This window comes from Paenarthrobacter sp. AT5 (assembly GCF_032764245.1).
GTDB lineage: Bacteria > Actinomycetota > Actinomycetes > Actinomycetales > Micrococcaceae > Arthrobacter > Arthrobacter ureafaciens.
The window spans coordinates 3,204,587-3,223,504 of record NZ_CP136441.1; the positions used below are offsets into that span (position 1 = coordinate 3,204,587).

Annotated in this window: 13 protein-coding genes; 5 read left to right on the top strand and 8 right to left on the bottom strand. The window is 64.3% G+C overall.

The genetic code is table 11. From position 1 onward, the window contains the following. Positions 1 to 16: 16 nt before the first annotated feature. The 3 genes from RI444_RS14715 to nudC are packed head-to-tail and all read right to left on the bottom strand — an operon-like array spanning position 17 to position 3,698. Positions 17 to 583: a M48 family metallopeptidase gene (locus tag RI444_RS14715; RefSeq protein ID WP_021471828.1), complete on the bottom strand. Its 567-nt coding sequence runs from the start codon at positions 581 to 583 to the stop codon at positions 17 to 19. Further along, entirely contained in the window at positions 583 to 2,703 is a 2,121-nt protein-coding gene (locus RI444_RS14720; RefSeq protein WP_031216339.1) for an ATP-dependent DNA helicase UvrD2, read from the bottom strand. Before RI444_RS14720 ends, RI444_RS14715 begins: the two co-directional genes overlap by 1 nt. Before the next feature lie 8 nt (positions 2,704 to 2,711). Further along, positions 2,712 to 3,698, bottom strand: a complete 987-nt coding sequence (nudC, locus tag RI444_RS14725) for an NAD(+) diphosphatase (protein WP_031216337.1) — start codon at positions 3,696 to 3,698, stop codon at positions 2,712 to 2,714. Between the two features lie 171 nt (positions 3,699 to 3,869). Between nudC and RI444_RS14730 the strand changes: the two genes are divergently transcribed. Beyond that, the gene (locus RI444_RS14730) at positions 3,870 to 5,114 is read left to right on the top strand and encodes a macrolide 2'-phosphotransferase (RefSeq protein WP_225740011.1); all 1,245 of its coding nucleotides are present in this window, start codon (positions 3,870 to 3,872) and stop codon (positions 5,112 to 5,114) included. A gap of 15 nt (positions 5,115 to 5,129) precedes the next feature. Here RI444_RS14730 and RI444_RS14735 read toward each other — a convergent pair whose 3' ends face one another. The 3 genes from RI444_RS14735 to RI444_RS14745 are packed head-to-tail and all read right to left on the bottom strand — an operon-like array spanning position 5,130 to position 12,423. After that, positions 5,130 to 8,633 (bottom strand): ATP-dependent helicase, encoded by a 3,504-nt coding sequence (locus RI444_RS14735; protein ID WP_207605804.1) that lies wholly within the window; start codon positions 8,631 to 8,633, stop codon positions 5,130 to 5,132. Next, entirely contained in the window at positions 8,630 to 12,010 is a 3,381-nt protein-coding gene (locus RI444_RS14740; protein WP_207605803.1) for an ATP-dependent helicase, read from the bottom strand. Before RI444_RS14740 ends, RI444_RS14735 begins: the two co-directional genes overlap by 4 nt. Beyond that, positions 12,007 to 12,423 carry an MGMT family protein gene (locus tag RI444_RS14745; RefSeq protein ID WP_031216334.1) on the bottom strand — a complete coding sequence of 139 codons (417 nt, stop codon included), beginning with the start codon at positions 12,421 to 12,423 and terminating at the stop codon, positions 12,007 to 12,009. Before RI444_RS14745 ends, RI444_RS14740 begins: the two co-directional genes overlap by 4 nt. 64 nt (positions 12,424 to 12,487) lie before the next feature. On the opposite strand from RI444_RS14745, the gene RI444_RS14750 reads away from it, so the two are divergent. The 4 genes from RI444_RS14750 (at position 12,488) to RI444_RS14765 (ending at position 15,984) form a co-directional block, all read left to right on the top strand. After that, on the top strand, positions 12,488 to 13,198 hold the full coding sequence (locus tag RI444_RS14750) for a 3'-5' exonuclease (RefSeq protein ID WP_316963823.1): 711 nt from the start codon (positions 12,488 to 12,490) through the stop codon (positions 13,196 to 13,198). Positions 13,199 to 13,522: 324 nt separating this feature from the next. Continuing rightward, positions 13,523 to 14,473: an ABC transporter substrate-binding protein gene (locus tag RI444_RS14755; RefSeq protein ID WP_021471820.1), complete on the top strand. Its 951-nt coding sequence runs from the start codon at positions 13,523 to 13,525 to the stop codon at positions 14,471 to 14,473. 12 nt (positions 14,474 to 14,485) lie between these two features. Then, complete coding sequence (locus RI444_RS14760) at positions 14,486 to 15,250, top strand: amino acid ABC transporter permease (protein ID WP_021471819.1); 765 nt, start codon at positions 14,486 to 14,488, stop codon at positions 15,248 to 15,250. Further along, positions 15,247 to 15,984: an amino acid ABC transporter ATP-binding protein gene (locus RI444_RS14765; RefSeq protein WP_021471818.1), complete on the top strand. Its 738-nt coding sequence runs from the start codon at positions 15,247 to 15,249 to the stop codon at positions 15,982 to 15,984. Before RI444_RS14760 ends, RI444_RS14765 begins: the two co-directional genes overlap by 4 nt. 164 nt (positions 15,985 to 16,148) lie before the next feature. Here RI444_RS14765 and RI444_RS14770 read toward each other — a convergent pair whose 3' ends face one another. Continuing rightward, positions 16,149 to 17,459 (bottom strand): glycoside hydrolase family 3 N-terminal domain-containing protein, encoded by a 1,311-nt coding sequence (locus RI444_RS14770; protein ID WP_128397050.1) that lies wholly within the window; start codon positions 17,457 to 17,459, stop codon positions 16,149 to 16,151. A 114-nt stretch (positions 17,460 to 17,573) separates the two neighbouring features. After that, complete coding sequence (hemL, locus tag RI444_RS14775) at positions 17,574 to 18,893, bottom strand: glutamate-1-semialdehyde 2,1-aminomutase (protein ID WP_179013701.1); 1,320 nt, start codon at positions 18,891 to 18,893, stop codon at positions 17,574 to 17,576. Positions 18,894 to 18,918 lie beyond the last annotated feature (25 nt).

The following is an 18,918-nucleotide window of genomic DNA, read 5'->3' on the forward strand; positions in this document are numbered from 1 at the left end:
GTCGGGGCTCTTTAGATCACTCCGGGTTCAAGCCACGCGAGGTGGCAAAGGCGACTCCTTCGAGAAAACCCTTGGCTTGCTGGGTTTGCGGATAGGCCTCCAGGAGACGCCAGAAATCCGCCGTGTGCCCGGCCACCAGGAGGTGCGCCAGCTCGTGAAGAAGGACGTAATCGATGACCCACTGGGGCATGGGCTGCAACTTGTGGGAAAGGCGGATGGTTCCATCGGCCGGCGTCGCCGATCCCCATCGGGAGTTCTGGTTGGTAACCCAGCGGACCGACGTCGGGACTGCCCTGCCGTCCAGGTAGGTCCGGGATAGATAGTCCGCCTGCTGGGCAAGCGCCTCATCGGTGGCCGGACGGCGTTTACCCGAGCCGCCCGCACGGCGCTCCCCCTGCGTCTTCAACTTGGCCAGCATGCGGCGCACCCACTCACGTTCCTGGGCTTTGCTGAAGGAGGCGGGAATGGCCACCACTGCATTGCCGTCTTCCCAGAACGCCGCTACGGTCCTTCGCCGACGTGCGGAGCGCCTCACGAGCACCGGGGCGCCTTCCTCTGTGCGCAGCGGGATGTCGTCAGCCATCAGTGTCCGGAACTCTGTTCAATAACCTGCAGTACTGCTTCCCCATACCGCTCCAGCTTTGATGGCCCCACGCCTGCCAGCCCGGCCAACTGCTCCAAGGACCCGGGCCGGGCCTCGGCGATAGCTGTCAAGGTGGCGTCGGTGAAGACGACGTATGCAGGCACATCGGCTGATTGTGCCTCCTCGCGGCGCCACTGGCGCAATGCTTCGAAGGTCTGTTCCTCGTACGACGGCGGGCACTGGTTGCAGCGTCCGACCTTCCGTTCCGCCCCGGTTGCAAGCATGCTGCCGCAAACCCTGCACGACGCCGGGGCAGCCGCTTTTCGCCGCGGCTTACCGGCGCTGCTCCGGGCGTTGGCGGTTGCCACCGAGTCAGGACGAAGGCCGTCAAGGAACCGCGACGGCTTGCGGTTTGCCCTGCCGCCGGGCGTCCGGGCAGTGGACCAGGACAGGTTGAGGTGTTCGCGGGCCCGGGTGATCCCGACATACAGCAGCCGGCGTTCCTCGTCCACGTCCTCGGGTGAATCGGCAAAAGAAATGGGCATGAGGCCTTCACTAAGCCCTACCAGGAAAACGGCATCCCATTCCAGGCCTTTCGCGGCATGCAGGGAGGCAAGGGTAACGCCCTGCACCGTGGGAGCGTGTTGGGCCACGGAACGTTCCTGGAGCTCATTGACAAACTCAGCGAGGGTGAAGCTCTCTCCCCTGGTGGCGGAAAGCTCATCCGCCAATGCCACCAGCGCCGCCAAGGACTCCCACCGTTCGCGCAACGCCCCGCCGCTGTGCGGGGCATTCTCCGTATAACCCAGGGAAGCGATGATGTCCCGCACAACTTGGCCGAGGGTCTCCTGCGGGCCCTCCGCCACTGCCCGGGTAGCCGCCCTCAACTGGAGGATGGCGTCACGGACTTCCTTGCGTGCAAAGAACCGCTCTCCGCCGCGGAGTTGATAGCCGATTCCTGCCGAGGCCAACGCTTGTTCATAGGCTTCGGATTGGCCGTTGGTCCGGAACAGGATAGCGATCTCGCTGGCCTTGACTCCGGCGTTGAGCAGCTCCTGGATCTTCCCTGCCACGACTGCTGCTTCTGCCTCGTCGTCAGGGCACTCCACGAACCGGGGATCGGGTCCTACAGGCCGCTGGGCAACAAGTTTGAGCGGCGGCGCCCAGGCTGCATCGGCCGCAGGGCCGCCGCTCCGGCGCGAGCCAAGGAGGTCATTGGCCAGCTTGACCACTTGGGGCGTTGACCGGTAGTCGCGGATGAGCTTGACCACCGTGGCTTTGGGGTACCGCGCCTTGAAACCCAGGAGGTGTTGGGGGGAAGCACCGGTGAAGGAGTAGATGGTCTGGCTGGCATCGCCCACCACGCACAGTTCGTCGCGTTCGCCGAGCCAGAGATCCAGAAGCCGTTGTTGCAGCGGTGAGACGTCCTGGTACTCATCCACCACGAAGTGGCGGTATTGCTCCCGCACCGTAGCGGCCACCTTGGGATCTTCCTGCAGGATCCCAACGGTAATCAGCAGGACGTCCTCGAAGTCAATGACGTTCCGGTCCGTTTTGATGTCCTCATAGGCCTGGAACACGCGCGAGACGGCCGTGAGGTCCAAGCCGCCAGGAGTACCGCGGCCCTGCGCGTTTTCCAGGTAATTGGCTGGCGTCAGCATGGAGACCTTCGCCCATTCGATTTCCGCGGCGAGGTCCCTGATGGATGCGCGGTCGGTGCTCAGGCGAAGGCGGCGGGAGGCCTCCGCAATCATGTTCGCCTTGTGGTCGAGGAGGCTGGGCAGCGTGCCCCCGATGGCTTGTGGCCAGAAGAACTGAAGCTGCCGCAGCGCCGCAGCGTGGAACGTGCGTGCCTGCACGTTGGGTACGCCAAGGTCCCTGAGCCTGCTGCGCATTTCAGCAGCAGCGCGGGCGGTGAAGGTGACAGCCAGCAGCCGCTGTGGTGAGTACACGCCCGAATGCACCCCATACGCGATGCGGTGCGTAATGGCACGGGTCTTGCCGGTGCCGGCACCGGCCAGGACACAGATCGGCCCCGTCAGGGTGCTGGCTACCTCGCGTTGTTCCTCGTCCAGGCCGCCAAGGATTCTGTCCTCAAGTGTCCCGTCGGCCGGCGTCATTCCTTCGATCACGGTTGGAGGTCTTCGATCACTCCGCCGTACCAGTGCTCTATCAGGGAACGGGCAATGGACAGCCGCGTGGAAATGGTGATCTCGCCACGCAGCACGGCATCCTGCAGTTCTTCGCGACTGAACCACCGGGCGCGGGTAACCTCAACGCCGTCGGGCCGGGCAACGGCGTCGTCCGTGGTGGCAGTGAACCCCAGCATCAAGGACGCCGGAAACGGCCATGACTGCGAACCCAGGTACTGGCAGGCGGTGACCCGGACGCCAACCTCTTCGCCGATCTCCCGGACGACTGCCTGTTCCAACGACTCACCCGGTTCAACGAAACCGGCCAAGGTTGAATAGTTCTTTGCATCCGCCGGACCGCCACCGCCCAGGAGCAAGCGGCCATCAGGCCCGACCACCGTGACAATGATCGCCGGATCCGTGCGCGGGTAGTGTTCCGAGTTATCGGCGGGGCAACGCCTGACCCAACCGCCGGCCTCAACGTCGGTAGGTGTGCCGCACTGCGGACAATGCGTATGCGTGGCATGCCAGTTGCTGATGGCACTGGCCTCAACAAAAAGCGCGGTGTCGCTTGCATCCAGCCGCCCCGCGACATCCCGGAAACCTGCCCACTGCGTATCTGCCGGAGCCAGTGAACCGAGGGTCAACTGTTCACGCACGGAGAAGAGGACAACGGGGGTGCCTTCCGGAACCGACGACGGGCCCAAGGTGGTGCCCAGGTAGATCGGGAGGACGTTCCCCGGCCCGGACTGGTTCAACCCCTGCCACAGAGTGAGGGCATCGCCGAACCACAAGCCTTGGCCGTTTACCAAGGCTTGGCGTTGTGAAATCACTATGGCCTTGGCCGTCCCCGAGGCAATAAGCTCCTCCACCATTCCCGGCTTGAGCCGTGCTGCGGAGCCGCGATCCACCAGGGCAGGGCGGACCGGAAGAACAGTGTCCATAAGGTGGTTGGCCAGGGCTGGAGACTCCGTATAGCTCATGTATCTACCGTACTGACTCGCACCGACAAATAACATTTCAAGCATCCCGATGTGGACGCCCGACGGACGGAGGCCCCGTACGGCCCCGATTCGTCCTTGATTTCCGGAAGATCTGGAGACTCGCCGCAGTGCATCATGGCCATGGGCGCGACTCAATCTACCGTTGAAGACGTGAGAAGAACACCGCTTGAATTGGCCGCCATTGCAACCGCGGCGGTGCCCGGGCTGGCGCCGACGGCCACAGCCCCCTCCCCTGACGACGCCGACTTCGACTCCGCGTTGCTGATGGATGGCGAGGGCAAGCGCTGGCGCGTCAGGTGTCCGCGCCACCCGGAGGCCAGCACACGGCTCGAGACGGAGTTCATGATCCTGCGCGCTTTCGCGCCTGCCATCCGGGCCGAGCTGCCGTTCCATGTGCCTACCGTGGCAGGGACGGTCCGCCAAGGCGACCTCACGACCTTCGTTTATGCCCATTTGCAGGGTTCCACTCTCTCCATCGAGGAACTCTCCGAAGGCAGTCCGGACCTGGCACGCGAGATCGGTTCGGCACTTGCGGCGATCCACGATCTTCCCTTGGCGCTGGTCACCAATGCCGACCTCCCCAGCTATTCGGCCAATGAGTTCCGGCAACGCAAACTCAACGAACTGGACCAGGCGGCGACGACGGGAAAGATTCCGGCCGTCCTCCTGCGGCGTTGGGAACATGCGCTCGAAGACGTGGCACTGTGGCGGTTCAATACCTCGGTGGTGCACGGCGATCTCCACGAAGACAACCTCATGGTGCAGCACGACGCCGTCACTGCTGTCACCGGGTGGACCGACCTCCGCATCGGCGACCCCGCCGACGACTTCGCCTGGTTGGTTGCTTCCAATGAGGCATCGTTCATTGATGCGGTTCTGGCCCGGTACACGCAGGTCCGCCGCGAGAATCCTGATCCCCACCTGCTTCGGCGGGCAGCTCTCCTGGCCGAATTCGCGCTAGCGCAGTACTTGGTCAAGGCGATGGCCGTCGGGCACCAGGACATGACGGCGGAAGCCGAATCCATGCTGCGGTCGCTCGCCGATGACATCGAAGAGCAAGCACGGAAGGATGAAGCAGCCCGCGCCGAGGAAGGCACCACGGACGAGCGCGTGGACGCCGCTGCTCCGGCGGACGCCGGGACAGGTGCAGGGGCCGCTCAGCTGCAGGGACCGGCGCTTCCCGCCGTGAGTGTGGCGGCCATCCCTGACGCCGAAGCAGAGGCCGCTTCATCCGGTGCCGGGGACGTCGAGTCCGAACAGGACCCCGATGCCACGGGGACAATCCCCGTTGTCGCAGCAGGGCCTGCCACCGGGACCTCGGAGAAGGAAGACACCTCCACTACGGCCATCAACGTCGTCAAGCTGGCGCCGGTGCACGCAGCGGACAGGGCCTGAGCCCCACCGCCACGATTATTGCCCTCTCCCGCCACCGTTGTGGAGCAGGGCCTTGGCGATGATGCCTTCAAGCTCTTCAGCCGTTCCGAGGTCATGCGGACGCACAACGGCGTCCTCAGCGACGTAATAAAAGGCAGCGCTGACATCCTCCAGCGGAACCTGCTGGAGCCTCGCCCAGGCCAGGCGGTAAACAGCCAACTGGACCGCCCGTGCCTCCAATTGCTTTCCTGAGGGGCGCCGACCCGTTTTCCAGTCAATCAAATGCCAGCGGCCGTCTGCGTCGCGGAAGACGGCATCGATCCTGCCGCGGACCACGACGTCCCCGATCTTCGTCTCCACGGGTACTTCCACGAAGGCAGGTGCCCTGTGTGCCCACTCAGACTGTTTGAACGCCTCAGCCATTTCCTTGAGCCCGTAGGCGTCGTCGATGTGGGCGTCCGCTCCCGGGGCCTCGTCGAGGTCCAACATTCCGGTGGTTCCGAAGTACTCTTCCACCCAAGCGTGGAAGGCAGTTCCCTTCCGCGCGGACATTCCCGGTTCCCGTGGCACCGGTCTGCGCAACTGTGCCAGAACTGCCGCGGGATCGGTTCCCAAGTCGACAAACAGCGAGGCCGAGATATGGCTGGGCAGATGGACGGCTTGCTCCGAAGAGTGCCGGCCATGGCGCGCGAGCAGAAGTGCAGCTTCTTCCGACCAGCGCAGGAACCGCCCGTGCGCCGCCGTGTTTTCCTGTGGCAAGGGTGGCTCTGACCCGTGATCCCCGATGAACCCGCGAACCAGTTCCGCTGCCCTGTCCATTGCCGCACGACGACCGGGGGCCAGCCGCAGGCGGTTGCCACTACGGGGATCCGACGGCCCTTCCAAGGGATCGTAAGGAAAGAGCGCTACCTCAACTGTGGTTGTCAGCGGACTCGACTGCGGCAGTGCTTCCTCGGACACTGATTCCGGGTGGATCCCCGCTGCGCCGTGGTCTGCGAGTTGGGCCAATTCCGATAAGAAGGGCGACATCTCTGCAATACCCGCCCTGGAACCGTTCCAGGCGGCGCTTGAGACCCACAGCACAAACTTTGCCCGCGTGTAGGCAACATAGGCGAGGCGCCGCTCCTCGGCCTCGCCATGGTGTTGAACGTCGGCTTTGAAGGCCTTCTCTGCGTCGAGCCATCCCTTCTGGTCAGGCTGGTCAAGATCCCACTGTGGAAGGTCCGCGTGGTCCCCCCGCAGCGGCCACGGCAGGGCGGACGAGCCACTGCTCCAGCGCGAGTCACGGTTGCTGGGGAAAGACCCGGAATTCAGGCCCGGCACGAAGACCACGTCCCACTCCAGGCCCTTGGAAGCATGGACTGTCAGCAGCTGTATCGCTTCCCGGTTCGCCTCTACGGGAGCTGCATCCAAGCCGCCTTCCTCCGAGGCCGCGGCTTCCAACCACGACAGGAAAGCCAGCAGATCGATCCGCTGCGACGTCTGCAGGAATCCTGCGGCGGCGTCCTGGAACGCGTCCAGGTTGCGCCGGGCCTGATGAATGCTGACACCCGGCTTGGCCGCTACTTCGATGTCCAGGAGCATGGCCCGTTCCACCTCACCCAAAAGCGTCGTGAGGTCGTCACCGATGTAGCTGCGCAGCACACGCAACTCCGCGGACAGCTTTGCGAGGCGGCCCAGGGCCTCCCCGCTGATGGTCCTTCCCTGCGCCGAGGTCCACCCGGCCTGAGGCAGGTAGTCCAGGGCCTCGACGAGACTGGCCGAGTCCGTGAGATCGCTTTCCACCACGACGGCCTGCGGATCCTCATGGTCATCAGGGAAGGCCGTCTGCACCCCGGGGCTTGACCGGCGACGCGCCAGGTAGCGTGACCAGTCACTGAATGCCATGAGGTCTGCCGGACCGATCCGCCAGCGTGCCCCCGCCAACAACCGCATCAATGCATCGGAGCGTCCGGGATCGGCCAGTACGCGGAGCGTAGCCACCAGGTCCACGATCTCCGGCGTATCAAGCAGGCCTCCGAGGCCCACGATCTGGTAATCGATGCCCTGGACCTCGAACTCCCGGCGCAGGCACTCCATCTGGGCTCGACGCCGGCAAAGTACGGCCATGGTGGGCCTGACCGGCGTTCCGTCTTTCTCCTCCTCAAAGATGGTTCGCTGGTACCGGCGGACATCCCTGGCCAGGGCTGCGGCCTCCTGTTCGTCCGTCTGGAAACGGCCCATGACGACAGCGCCCTCCACCGCCGCCGGGCTGGGGACCAACGGCGGCACCTGCACTCCGCCGGATCTGGTACGGTCACCGGCCGGGCCGTCTTTGGAGGCTTCCTGATTCAACGGTGCGGCAATGGTGTTGGCAGCCGTGAGGATGTTCCGGCCGTTCCGCCACGCAGTAGTGAGGTAGGAGGTGGGCGCCGGAGCCAAGCCAGGCTCTCCGCGTGCCGGGGCTGTGAGGCGGACCGGGAACTCGTGCACGAAATGGAACAACTGCCCGGCCGAAGCTCCCCGGAACCCGTAAATGGACTGGTTGGGATCGCCCACGGCAGTCACGGCATGGCCGTCCCCGAAAAGCCGGGAGAAGAGCACCAATTGGGCGTGTGAGGTGTCCTGGAACTCGTCAAGGAGGACCACCTTGTACCGTGCCCGTTCAGTGGCCGCTGCCAACGGAATATCGCGGGCAATCCGCGCGGCCAGCGCTACGAGGTCCCCGAAGTCCAGGACGCCCCTTTGCCGCTTGGCTTCCTGGTAGCGGACCACCATATCAGCCACGCTGGCCCGCGTGCGCAGCATCGCTGCCATGTCCAAGGCGCCTTGGGTTGGATTCTTTTTGGAACCGGCAACGTAAGGCAACCGGGTCAGGACCCCGACCTTTTCCAGGATCCATTCCCGCACCGCGTCCGGCTCCCGGAGATGCTCGGCACATTCACCCGCGAGCTGGATGACGGCATTGACAAGAGTGGACTTAGCGGCCGTGAAATGCTCGAAGGTACCGTCGTAAGCCTCAACGGTCTGGCTGGCCAATTGCCACGACTGGGCGCTCCCCAGCAGGACGACGTCCCGTTCGATGCCCAGGCGCAATCCGTAATCGGACACGATGCTGCTCGCATAAGAGTGGTAGGTGGATACCTTGGGCTCGAGGTCGTCGGCGTTGGCCAGGCTCTCCGGAAAGCCAAGCCGGCCATCATCTTCGGCAGCAATGCGTTGAAGCGTAGCGAGCTTGGCCCGGATCCGGCTGGCCAACTCACCGGCAGCCTTGCGGGTAAACGTAACCCCCAGAACCTCTTCAGGACGCACCCAGCCGTTGGCGACCAGCCACACCACCCGGTCCGCCATGGTGGCGGTCTTGCCGGAACCCGCGCCGGCGATGACCAGCCGGGGAGTCAGCGGGGATTCAATGATGCTTGCTTGTTCCGGAGTTGGCCTGTTCTTCTCGCCAAGGATGCCCGCAAGCTCAGAAGGCGTAAACCGGACCGGGAGCCGTTCATGGGAGCGGGGATCGGTTGCAGCAGTTGTGCCCATCCCGTCCAGAAGATCGATCGTCATTCCGTGACCTGCTTTCCTCTGGCACACAACGGGCAAACATCGGGCAGGCGGCAGCCGTGTCCGCCGAACCCGCTCTTGCCGGGATCGTGCCGGGCTTCGAATGTTGCTCCTGCCATCAAACGTGCGGCTTCGTTGACAAGGGGCCCAGCCCAATTGTCCTCTTCCTCCAGCGCATCCTGTTGTTGAATGACGGGCGTTTTGGTCTTGGTTCCCAACTGGGCGAGGGCGGCGCCCCCCGGGGCGCGGGCGGATGCAGCATCCGTGGAGGAGCCGGCGTCGACATTCGGTCCAACCACGCCGGCATCCTCAAATGCCCCTTCGAGGACGGCGACCTGGTAAGCCCCGAGCTGCGGGTGGCGGGCAACGTCCGCCTTGCCGGGCTGGCGCTTGCCGGTTTTGAGGTCCACGATCACCAATCTCCCTTCGGCATCAATTTCCAAGCGGTCCACCTGTCCGCGCAGGACTGCGTGGCGGGCGCCGTCGTCGGTTCCGGACTCGCCGTGTTCGAGGTCCGGGAGGCGGACTTCGAAATCGTGTTCCACTGCCAACAGGCTTCGGCCTTCGCTGCGCATCTCCACTACGTACTGGGCCAGCTTGCGGACCATCAGTTCAGCACGCTGGAAATCGAGCTTGCCTTCCCAGTTGTCCTTCATGCCCAAGGTGGGCCAGCGCTTGACGAGTTCGGCAACATACTCGGCTCCCGAGGCCTCCGGCAACTCCTGGGCAATGCCGTGGACCAGGGTCCCCAGGCTTCGGGCAAAGTCCGTTGCTGCTTCTCCGCCGGCGGCCTGGACAAACCAATCAAGAGGCGACTTGTGAACGGTCTCCACCTTGGACGGCGACACGCTGACCGTTCCGCCGGGCGGTACGATGGCGGCCTCCGAACTCAGGGGCGCCAACCCCCACCAGGAGTCCGGGTGGGCTCCGGGAACGGGCGGTTCGGCCATGGCGAGGCGGGCAAGCACACGCGCTGCAACGGCCGCGACATCGGGTTCTCCCGGAGCTGCCGGCTCTCCGGACTGTGCATGCTGACGGAGCTCGGCAACCAACGCACGCAGCGTCATGGGCCGGTCCACGGGGGTGTACTCCCGCTGGTACTCCCCCTGCGGCAAAGGTGCCGCATAGTCCAGGAATGAGGAGGGCTGTTCGTCCTCGGACGATACTGCCGTGCAGATCAGCACCTCGCGGGCCCGCGAAACCGCCGTGGAAAAACTACGCAGCTCGTCATAACGGATGTCCCTCAGGCGGCTCAGTGGTCCGCGCCCCAGCGCGTATTCCACGCCATGCTCTACGGCATCGGCGAACAGGGTGCTTCCCAGCAACTCACCGCGAAGCCGGGTGTTGGGCCAGACCCCTTCCTGGAGCCCGGCAACTATGACGACGGGCCACTCCCGGCCTGCCGCGCTGGCGGGCGTCATCAGTTCGACGCACTCTTCCAGTTGTGCCCGCGCCGCCAGGGTGTCCATGGGAAGTTCCTGGTTCAGCAGGTACTCCAGGAATTGCTCGGGCCCGGAGCCCGGCAGCTGGTCCACGTAGCGTTCGGCCGTATGGAACAGGGCCATCATCGCATCCAGGTCGCGGTCGGCCCGCGCACCCGCATTGCCGCCTTCGAGGGCTGCTTCCGCCCACCGTGACGCCAGTCCGGTGGCGTTCCACAGCGCCCAGAGGACCGACTCGGCATTGGCCCCGGGCTCATTCGCAGCTGCGGAGCCGGCCGCAAGCATTCGGGAAAGCCTCCGTGCAGCGCTTCCCTCGATACCCAGGGTTGCAAGGGCACCAGGCTGCAGGAGCGCTTCTACCAGGAGGGCATCGCTGGACCTGCCTCCGCCTCCCTGGAGCTCCTCGCGCCGCAGAGATTGCCGCAGCCTGCGCAGTTCAATGGCCGATGCGCCACCAATCCGCGAGGTCAGGAGGGAGACTGCGGTTTCCGGTGTGAGTTTCTCCGGATCGAGGACGACCGCGAAAGCCTCCAGCAGGGGCCGAACTGCTACCTCGTCCCGGACTGCGGAGTCGGCAACGGGAACGCGGACGGGAATTCCCTGGCCGCTCAGGTACCGCTCCAATTGGGAAATCTGGCCACCGTTGCGGACGATGACGGCGATCTCGCTGAGTTCCCGGCCCTCCCGTAGCTGCGCCAGGAGGATGCGCTGCGCTATGTAGCGCATCTCGTGGACGGAAGAGGGCAGTATGTGGCCCTCAGCCGTACCCTGCACGCCGGGGACGGAATGGCCGTTGCACGGCTTGCCTGTTTCCGGCTGCGCTGGAACATCCGGCTGCGCCAGTACTTCCGGCTGCGCTAGAACACGGGCCAGCTGTCCGCCCGCACGTTGCGAAATCCGTGACGCCACCCTGGTCCACGCCTCGGCGACCTGCGGGGCGTGGCGATGCGTGACTGACAACGGGCGGACGAGGACATCTTCCTCCCGCCCGCCCCGCAGCAGGGATGGAAGGTCCGCCACCAAGTCCGGGCGCGCGCCTCGGAAACCCTGGACTACGGTGTCCGGCGAGTATGTGACCAGGACGTCCTTGCCCTCGGCAATGTCTGCCAACAGTTCAAAGATAGCCGGGTTTGATTCCTGCGCATCATCAACCAGGATCAATTGAAGCCGTTCCCGTTCGGCTGCCAGGAAGGCCGGCGAATCCTGGAAGATCTGGCGGGCCGTGGTAAGAATTCCGGCGGGATCGAAGGCCTCCGGCATACGCAGGTCCAGGACGTCCCTGTACTCACGGTAGAGTTCGGCCGCAGCCATCCAGTCCGGCCGCCCGCATTCCCACGCCAGCGCCACCAGGTCCTCGGCCGTGCGTCCGGATTCGATAATACGGTCGAACAATTGACGGATCTCGTGCCGGAAACCCCGGGTGGACAGAGCCGCCGACAGGTCTTCAGGCCACGGCAACTCGAAGCCCGGCGCGGCGTGGCCCTCCAACAGTTCCTTGATGATGAGGTCCTGCTCAGGTCCGGAAAGCAGTTTGGGTGGCCGCGGCAGCGGCAGGACGCCTTCTGCCTTGGCACGCCGGATGACATCGAAAGCGTACGACGCCCAGGTGCGTGCCGGCGTCGTACTCAAGCTCCTGTCCAACCGCCCTGTGAAGGTGTCCCGCAAAGCAGCTGCGGCGTGGCGGCCCGGGGCAAGGATAAGGATATTCTCCGGATCCACTCCGCCCCCGGTGACGCGGCGTACGGCCGATTCAACCAGGACAGTGGACTTGCCCGTGCCCGGCCCGCCAGGGATCAGAACCGGGCCGCTGCCCTGCCCAAGGGTCACGACTGCTTCCTGGTCCGGCGACAACACGGGTGCCGCGTAATGCGTTTCCTTCGGAGGGAGCAGGCGCAGCGCGGCCGGGGCTTGGCGTTTCTTGGCGGCAGTTACGGTCACACAGTCATTTCATCATCGGGCACTGACAAAATATGGAGCTGACGCTCCAACTGGTCGGAGATCACATCCAGTTGGTCAAATTCCTCGTCCGAAGGTGCCCAACGGGCAGACACCAGGTCCACCCTCCAGCGCCCCTCCCCCGTTCGCAGGAAAGCGTCATACGCACCGTGGAGCGGCGTCTCTTCCTGGAGGTAGTGCCGCAATGCTTCGGCTTCATGCCCGGGCGGCGCTTCGCCGCTGGCACGGAGGACGCGCCACCAAGGAACAGCGCTGCCATAGTGGCTCATCACGGAGCCGACCTGCCTCGGTCCGCCGGAGCCAAGGAGCTCCGCAACGTCGCCATAGGACACCGCGGCGCCCGACGGGATGAGGTCAACAACGGCCAGCACCGCAGTTACATACTCCATCCGCATGTGATCAGCGTAGCTGCAGAGTGTCGCTCCCAATAGTGTCGGTGCCGGCCGGTAGCTTGAAACCATGAGTTCCTGGAATACCCTTCCCCGTGCTGCCTTCGACCTCGAGACCACCGGAAAGAATTCCCGCTCCGCCCGGATAGTCACGGCGTCAATCACGGTTGTGGACTCCCGCGGCGAGTTGGTCCAGGAACATGAATGGCTCGCTGACCCCGGTGTTGAGATTCCCCTGGAAGCAAGCGAGGTCCACGGCGTCACCACAGCCAAGGCCCGGGCCGAAGTCCGTCCGGCGGCTGACGTGACGCGCGAGGTCGCAGGCGTCCTCCAGGGTCTTTTCGATGACGGCACGCCCGTCATCGCTTTCAACGCCAGTTACGACTTTACGGTGCTTGCGGCAGAGTCGGCCAGGCACGGCGTGCCGCAGCTCACCCGTTTCCCTGTCCTGGACCCCTACATTATGAACAAGCAGGTGGACCGGTACCGCAAGGGAAAGCGGACGCTGACAGCCCTCTGCGAAGAGTACGGTGTCCTTCTGGACAACGCCCACACTTCTGCTGCGGATGCGCTGGCCACCCTTCGCGTCCTGGACGCCATGGCGGGAAAGTTTCCCAAGTTGCACATGCCTGCATCCCAGTTGCATCATTTGCAGGTGGACTGGGCAGCTTCCCAGGCTGCCGACTTCCAGGAATACCTCCGCCGGAGCAAGCCTGCTGCAGTCATCGAAGGCCAGTGGCCGGTGCTCCCTCCGGAGGATGCCAGCCGCGGAGGTTTCTGACCTCCACCCTGCCGGCCTGCGACGGAGTGCGATGCAACTCACATACATTCAGGGAACTCCTTTGTGGGCCATGATGCGCCCACTGATTTCCCAAGCCCTGCTACCGACGGAACGCTAGAGGGCTGGGTATGCCCCACGCCCTCCGATAATTCGGCATTTGAAGGCCACATCGGTCACCTGTTCGATTCAAAAGGCCTCCGGGCGTTGGTGACATAATTAAGTTTGGCGGGTCGAAGTCTGCTAGGACAGCCGGAAACCTGGTGCTGTTACGTTCCCCGCCCACCACAAACGTCTGACGTGACCTTCGATGAAAGTGATTTCTTGATGAAATTCAAAGCGCCCAAGTGGCTCGCTGCTGCTCCCGTTGCAGCAGCCCTGGTGATCTCCCTCGCGGCCTGCGGCGGAGGAACCTCAGAGTCGAGCAGCTCAGCGACGGATGCACTCGCGGGCAGCGACCAGCAGACGCTGGACAAATACACCACCGCGGATGTCACTCCGATCGACCAGATCGATAAGTCGAAGCTTGGCCTCATCACCGAAGGTACCCTCCGCGTCGGCACGCTCAGCGACGCTCCGCCGAACATCTTCATCGATGGCTCCGGCAAATTCACCGGCTATGACAATGAGCTCCTGCGCGCGGTCGGCGACAAGCTGGGCCTGAAGGTCGAGTTCGCTTCCACCGACTTCTCCGCACTCCTGTCGCAGGTAGCGAACAAGCAGTTCGACGTCGGATCCTCCTCGATCTCCACCACGGACGCCCGCCGCAAGACGGTCGGCTTCACCAATGGCTACGACTTCGGCTACATGGCGGTCGTGACCAAGAATGACGCCAAGGTCACCGGGTTCGCCGACCTCAAGGAAGGCGTCCGGATCGGCGTCGTCCAGGGCACCGTGCAGGATGACTACGTCACCAACACCCTCAAGCTTGAGCCCGTCCGTTTCCCTGACTACAACACTGTCTACGGCAACGTGAAGAACGGCCAGATCGATGCTTGGGTTGCCCCCTCGCAGCAGGCCACCGGCCAGGTAAAGGAAGGCGACAACACCAAGATCGCCGAAAAGGTTGTCAACACCCAGAACTTCACCGCGTACGCCGTAAACAAGGACAACCAGCCCCTGATCGACGCGCTGAACGCCGGCCTGGACGCTGTCATCGCTGACGGCACGTGGACCAAGCTCACTGCCGAATGGTACGAGGACCGTCCGACGGCGGCCGAGCAGACCCCGCAGGGCTGGAAGCCGGGCAGCAAGGCCGTCCAGATTCCCGCCAAGTAACCCGGGGGTTCCATGGATATCCTCAAGCAACTCGCAGACACCTTCCTTGACTGGGAGGCGATGGGCGAAGTCATTCCCAAGATGTTCGCCGTAGGCCTGCCGAATACCCTCGTTTTGGCAATCATCTCGGGGATCATCGGGACGGTGCTGGGCATGGCCCTTGCACTGATGGGGATTTCCCGGAACCCTGTGGCCCGGTGGATTGCCCGTGTGTACACGGACATCCTCCGCGGCCTGCCCCCGGTGCTGACCATCCTGGTGATCGGGTTCGGCTTCGGACCCATCATCCGGGAACTGACCGGCTCCACCAGCCCGTACCCCATGGCAATCGCTGCGCTGTCCTTGATGTCCGGCGCCTACATCGGTGAAATTTTCCGATCGGGCATCCAGAGCGTTGACAAGGGCCAGCTGGAAGCCTCCCGCGCCCTTGGCTTTGGCTACGGCGCTTCCATGCGGCTCGTGGTGGTACCCCAAGGTATCCGCCGCGTGCTTCCGGCGCTGGTGAACCAGTTCATTGCACTGATCAAGGAATCCTCGCTGGTGTTCCTCTTGGGTCTTCTGGCCTCGGAACGCGAAATCTTCCAGATCGGCAAGGACGCAGCGGCGAACACAGGAAACCTGTCGCCATACGTCGCTGCGGCCGTGTTCTACCTCGCGTTGACCATTCCGCTGACGCACTTCGTGAACTGGATCGACGCCAGGATGCGCTCAGGACGCCCTGAGAAGAAAGAACCGGACGATGCCGCGGCAGTCGTCGGAAAGGGAGCCCAGGCATGAGCGAGTTCACTTCGGGGTCATTGACGGCCAAGAACATTCACCTTTCCTTCGGCAGCAACCATGTCCTGAGGGGCATCGACCTGCACGTTCCGCAGGGCACCACGGCATCCGTGATCGGTCCTTCCGGTTCCGGCAAGTCCACCCTCCTCAGAGTCATGAACCGGCTCATCGAACCCGACCAGGGGGACATCCTCCTGGACGGCAAGTCGGTACTGAAGGACAACCCGGATGAGCTCCGGCGCCGCATCGGCATGGTGTTCCAGCAGTTCAACCTGTTCCCGCACAAGACAGTTGCGGAGAACGTGACGCTGGCCCTGCGCAAGCTGCGCGGCATGTCCAAGGACCAGGCCCGCGAGGAGGCCCTTGCCCAACTCGATCTGGTGGGACTGAAGCACAAAGCGGACGTCCGGCCGGCCAATCTCTCCGGTGGACAGCAGCAGCGCGTGGCTATTGCCCGCGCACTGGCCATGAAGCCGGAAGTCATGTTCTTCGACGAAGCAACATCGGCTTTGGACCCGGAGCTCGTGAAGGGCGTCCTGGCCCTGATGACGGACTTGGCCAAAGGCGGCATGACCATGGTTGTGGTCACGCACGAGATGGGTTTCTCAAGGAACGTCTCGGACACGGTGACCTTCATGGACGCCGGTGTGGTGGTGGAGTCCGGTCCTCCGGAGGAACTGTTCACCAGCCCCCGCACCGAACGGCTGCAAGGATTCCTTTCGGACGTCCTCTAAGGCACGTTCCCTCACGGCCGCCATCCCGGGCCGCCGCTGAGTGAAAATCCCCGTTTTGTTCCGCTAACCAGCGGAGCAAAACGGGGCTTTCCTCTTGGGTCCTGGTCTCCGTGGATCCCCTGGCTTCCACGAAGACCGGGATGGGCCTTTAAGACGCGCCCGCTCTAAAGGGCTGACGCGGCTTTGACCCGCAAAATCGTCAGGACTGCATCGTCGATCTTCCGCATGAAGGCAGGATCCGACTGCGCCTTGTCGACGACGGCCTGGTGCATGGCAGGGATCCGGGAAGGGTCCGCGCAGACCATCATGGTTCCCCCGGCCCCGAAGAAGTTCAGCGCCCGGTCAGCACTCCCCCAGGGTTCCAGTTGGGCGGCACTGCACAGGTCATCTGAGACAATGATCCCGTCGAATGCCAGGTCCTCGCGGAGCATTGACGTGATCACGGGCGAGAACGGAGCAATGGTGGCGGGGTCAATCTTGTCGTAGTACGCGTTGGAGAGCATGACCCAGCGGGTTCCATTCCTGATAGCCGCACGGAAAGGCGCCAAGGCGGGATCGGTCCGGGTTGTTTCCTTATCCCGCACGTCCTTGCTGACGTCCGTGTTGGGCACTACCCTCCCCAAGCCCGGGAAATGCTTCACCACCGGTGCCACGCCTGCGTCGGCCATGCCCAAGGCGAAGGCGTTACCCAGTTCGGACACCGTTCCGGGTGAATAGCCGTACTGACGCTGGAACCGTCCGATAGGGCCGTTGGACGGTGCGAACTCCGGGCTGGCAACGGTGTCCAGAACCGGCGCGAGGTTCACGTTGACACCTGCGCTCCGCAGTTCCTTGCCCCACACGGCTGCCTCGGAACGTAACCGGGTTCCGCCCAGCCCGGCCTGTGCTGTTGCCGCAGGAATGGTTGTGAATCCGGGACCGGAAAGGACCTGCACGTTGCCGCCCTCTTGGTCCGTCCCGACGAACAGCGGAAGGTTCCCGGTGGTGCCCGGGCTGACGGTTCCGGTCAGGGAAGCCACGACCTTGGCCGTTGCCTCGGAGCCTGCTTTGCTGCGGCCGCTCAGATAGACATTTCCTGTGTGGTAGGTAGTCAGGGCCGTCATGGTGCCCGGATCCGCGCCCGTTGCCTTGGCCGCGACCATGAACAACTGGCCAACCCGCTGATCCAGGCTGAGCCGGGACAATTGTTGGGACGCAGTATCAGCAGGTGCGGCCGAAGTAGGCGGCGCAGCGCTCAAGCTGGGCCCCGCGTCCCTTGAGGCTGAGGCGGGGCCAGGACTTTGCGTCGCGGCCGGCGGGGAGGACGCCGACGGCGGAGCGGGGCTTGAGTGCGGGGCTGTCGGGGTGGCGGACCCGGGAGCTCCGCTGTTGGAGCACCCGGTTGCCAGAACTGCGGTGAGACCAAGAGCCATGACGGTCTTGCTGACAGCCGTGACGGACTTGCTGGGGAAGGCAAAGGACGTGGTGGTGCGCATGGTAAACCGTGGATTCGTTGGGGTTGGGTTCCCTACGACACTACCCCCGTTAAGCAAACAGCGCCCCATCAGCATCATGGAAGCCGATGGGGCGCCGGTGGTTGGCGCCGGCCCTCAGGCGGTTGCTCCGGCGGCGGCCTTGGCTGCTGCCGGCAGTGCGTCGTAGATCCGGTTCATGGCAGCGTCGTCGTGGGCTGCGGAGAGGAACCATGCTTCGTAGACGGACGGCGGAAGGTAGACGCCGGAGTCCAGCATGGAGTGGAAGAACGGGGCGTACCGGAATGCTTCCTGGGCCTGGGCGTCCTGATAGTTGTGCACACCGTTGGCTGACGTGCCAAAGGCCACCGAGAACAGGTTTCCGGCGCGCTGGATGGAGTGGTCCACGCCCTCGGCGTCCAAGGCGGACGACAGGGCAGCGGAGAGTTCCAAGGACCGGGCATCGACGTGCGCGTAGACCTCCTGCGTGGCGTGCGTCAGGGTGGCGACACCTGCGGCCATGGCAACGGGATTCCCGGACAGCGTTCCCGCCTGGTACACCGGTCCCACCGGGGCCAGGTAGTCCATGACGTCGGCACGGCCGCCGAGGGCCGCCGTCGGCATTCCACCGCCAATCACCTTTCCGAAAGTCAGCAGGTCCGGAGCCCAGCCTTCCTGCTGGCCGGTCAAACCCCAGTAGCCGGCGTAGCCCGTACGGAATCCGGTCAGCACCTCGTCAAGGATGAGCAGTGCGCCGTGTTCCTTGGTGATCCGGGAGAGGCCTGCGTTGAAGCCCTCTCCCGGGGTGACAACGCCCATGTTGGCCGGCGCTGCTTCCGTGATGACCGCAGCGATGTCCTTGCCGTGGGCGGCGAAAGCCTCTTCCACGGCGGCCAGATCGTTGTAGGGCAAGACCATGGTTTCGGCGGCCGCCGCTGCCGTCACTCCCGCGGAGCCCGGAAGCGCAAGGGTGGCAACGCCCGAACCTGCGGACGCAAGCAAACCGTCGAGGTGGCCGTGGTAGCAGCCGGCGAACTTGATGATGAGGTTCCGGCCGGTGAAGCCGCGGGCGAGCCGGACTGCTGTCATCGTGGCTTCCGTGCCCGTGGAAACCATCCGGATCCGTTCCACGGCGGAAACGCGCTCTTTAACCAGTGCGGCAAGGTTGGCTTCGTCCGGAGTGGACGCGCCGAAAGAGAGGCCCCGGTCAACTGCCGCGTGGACAGCCTCGAGGACGGCGGGGTGGGCGTGGCCCAGGAGGGCCGGGCCCCAGGAGCAGACGAGGTCCACGTAATCGCGGCCGTCAGCATCGGTGAGGTAGGCACCCTTGGCGGAGACCATGAACTTCGGTGTACCGCCCACTGAACCGAACGCACGAACAGGCGAATTGACACCACCGGGCATCAGGGATTGGGCCCGATCGAACAGTTGGTCGGACACAGGGGTGTTTGAGGTCATGGTTCCTATTCTTCCAGTGATTCCA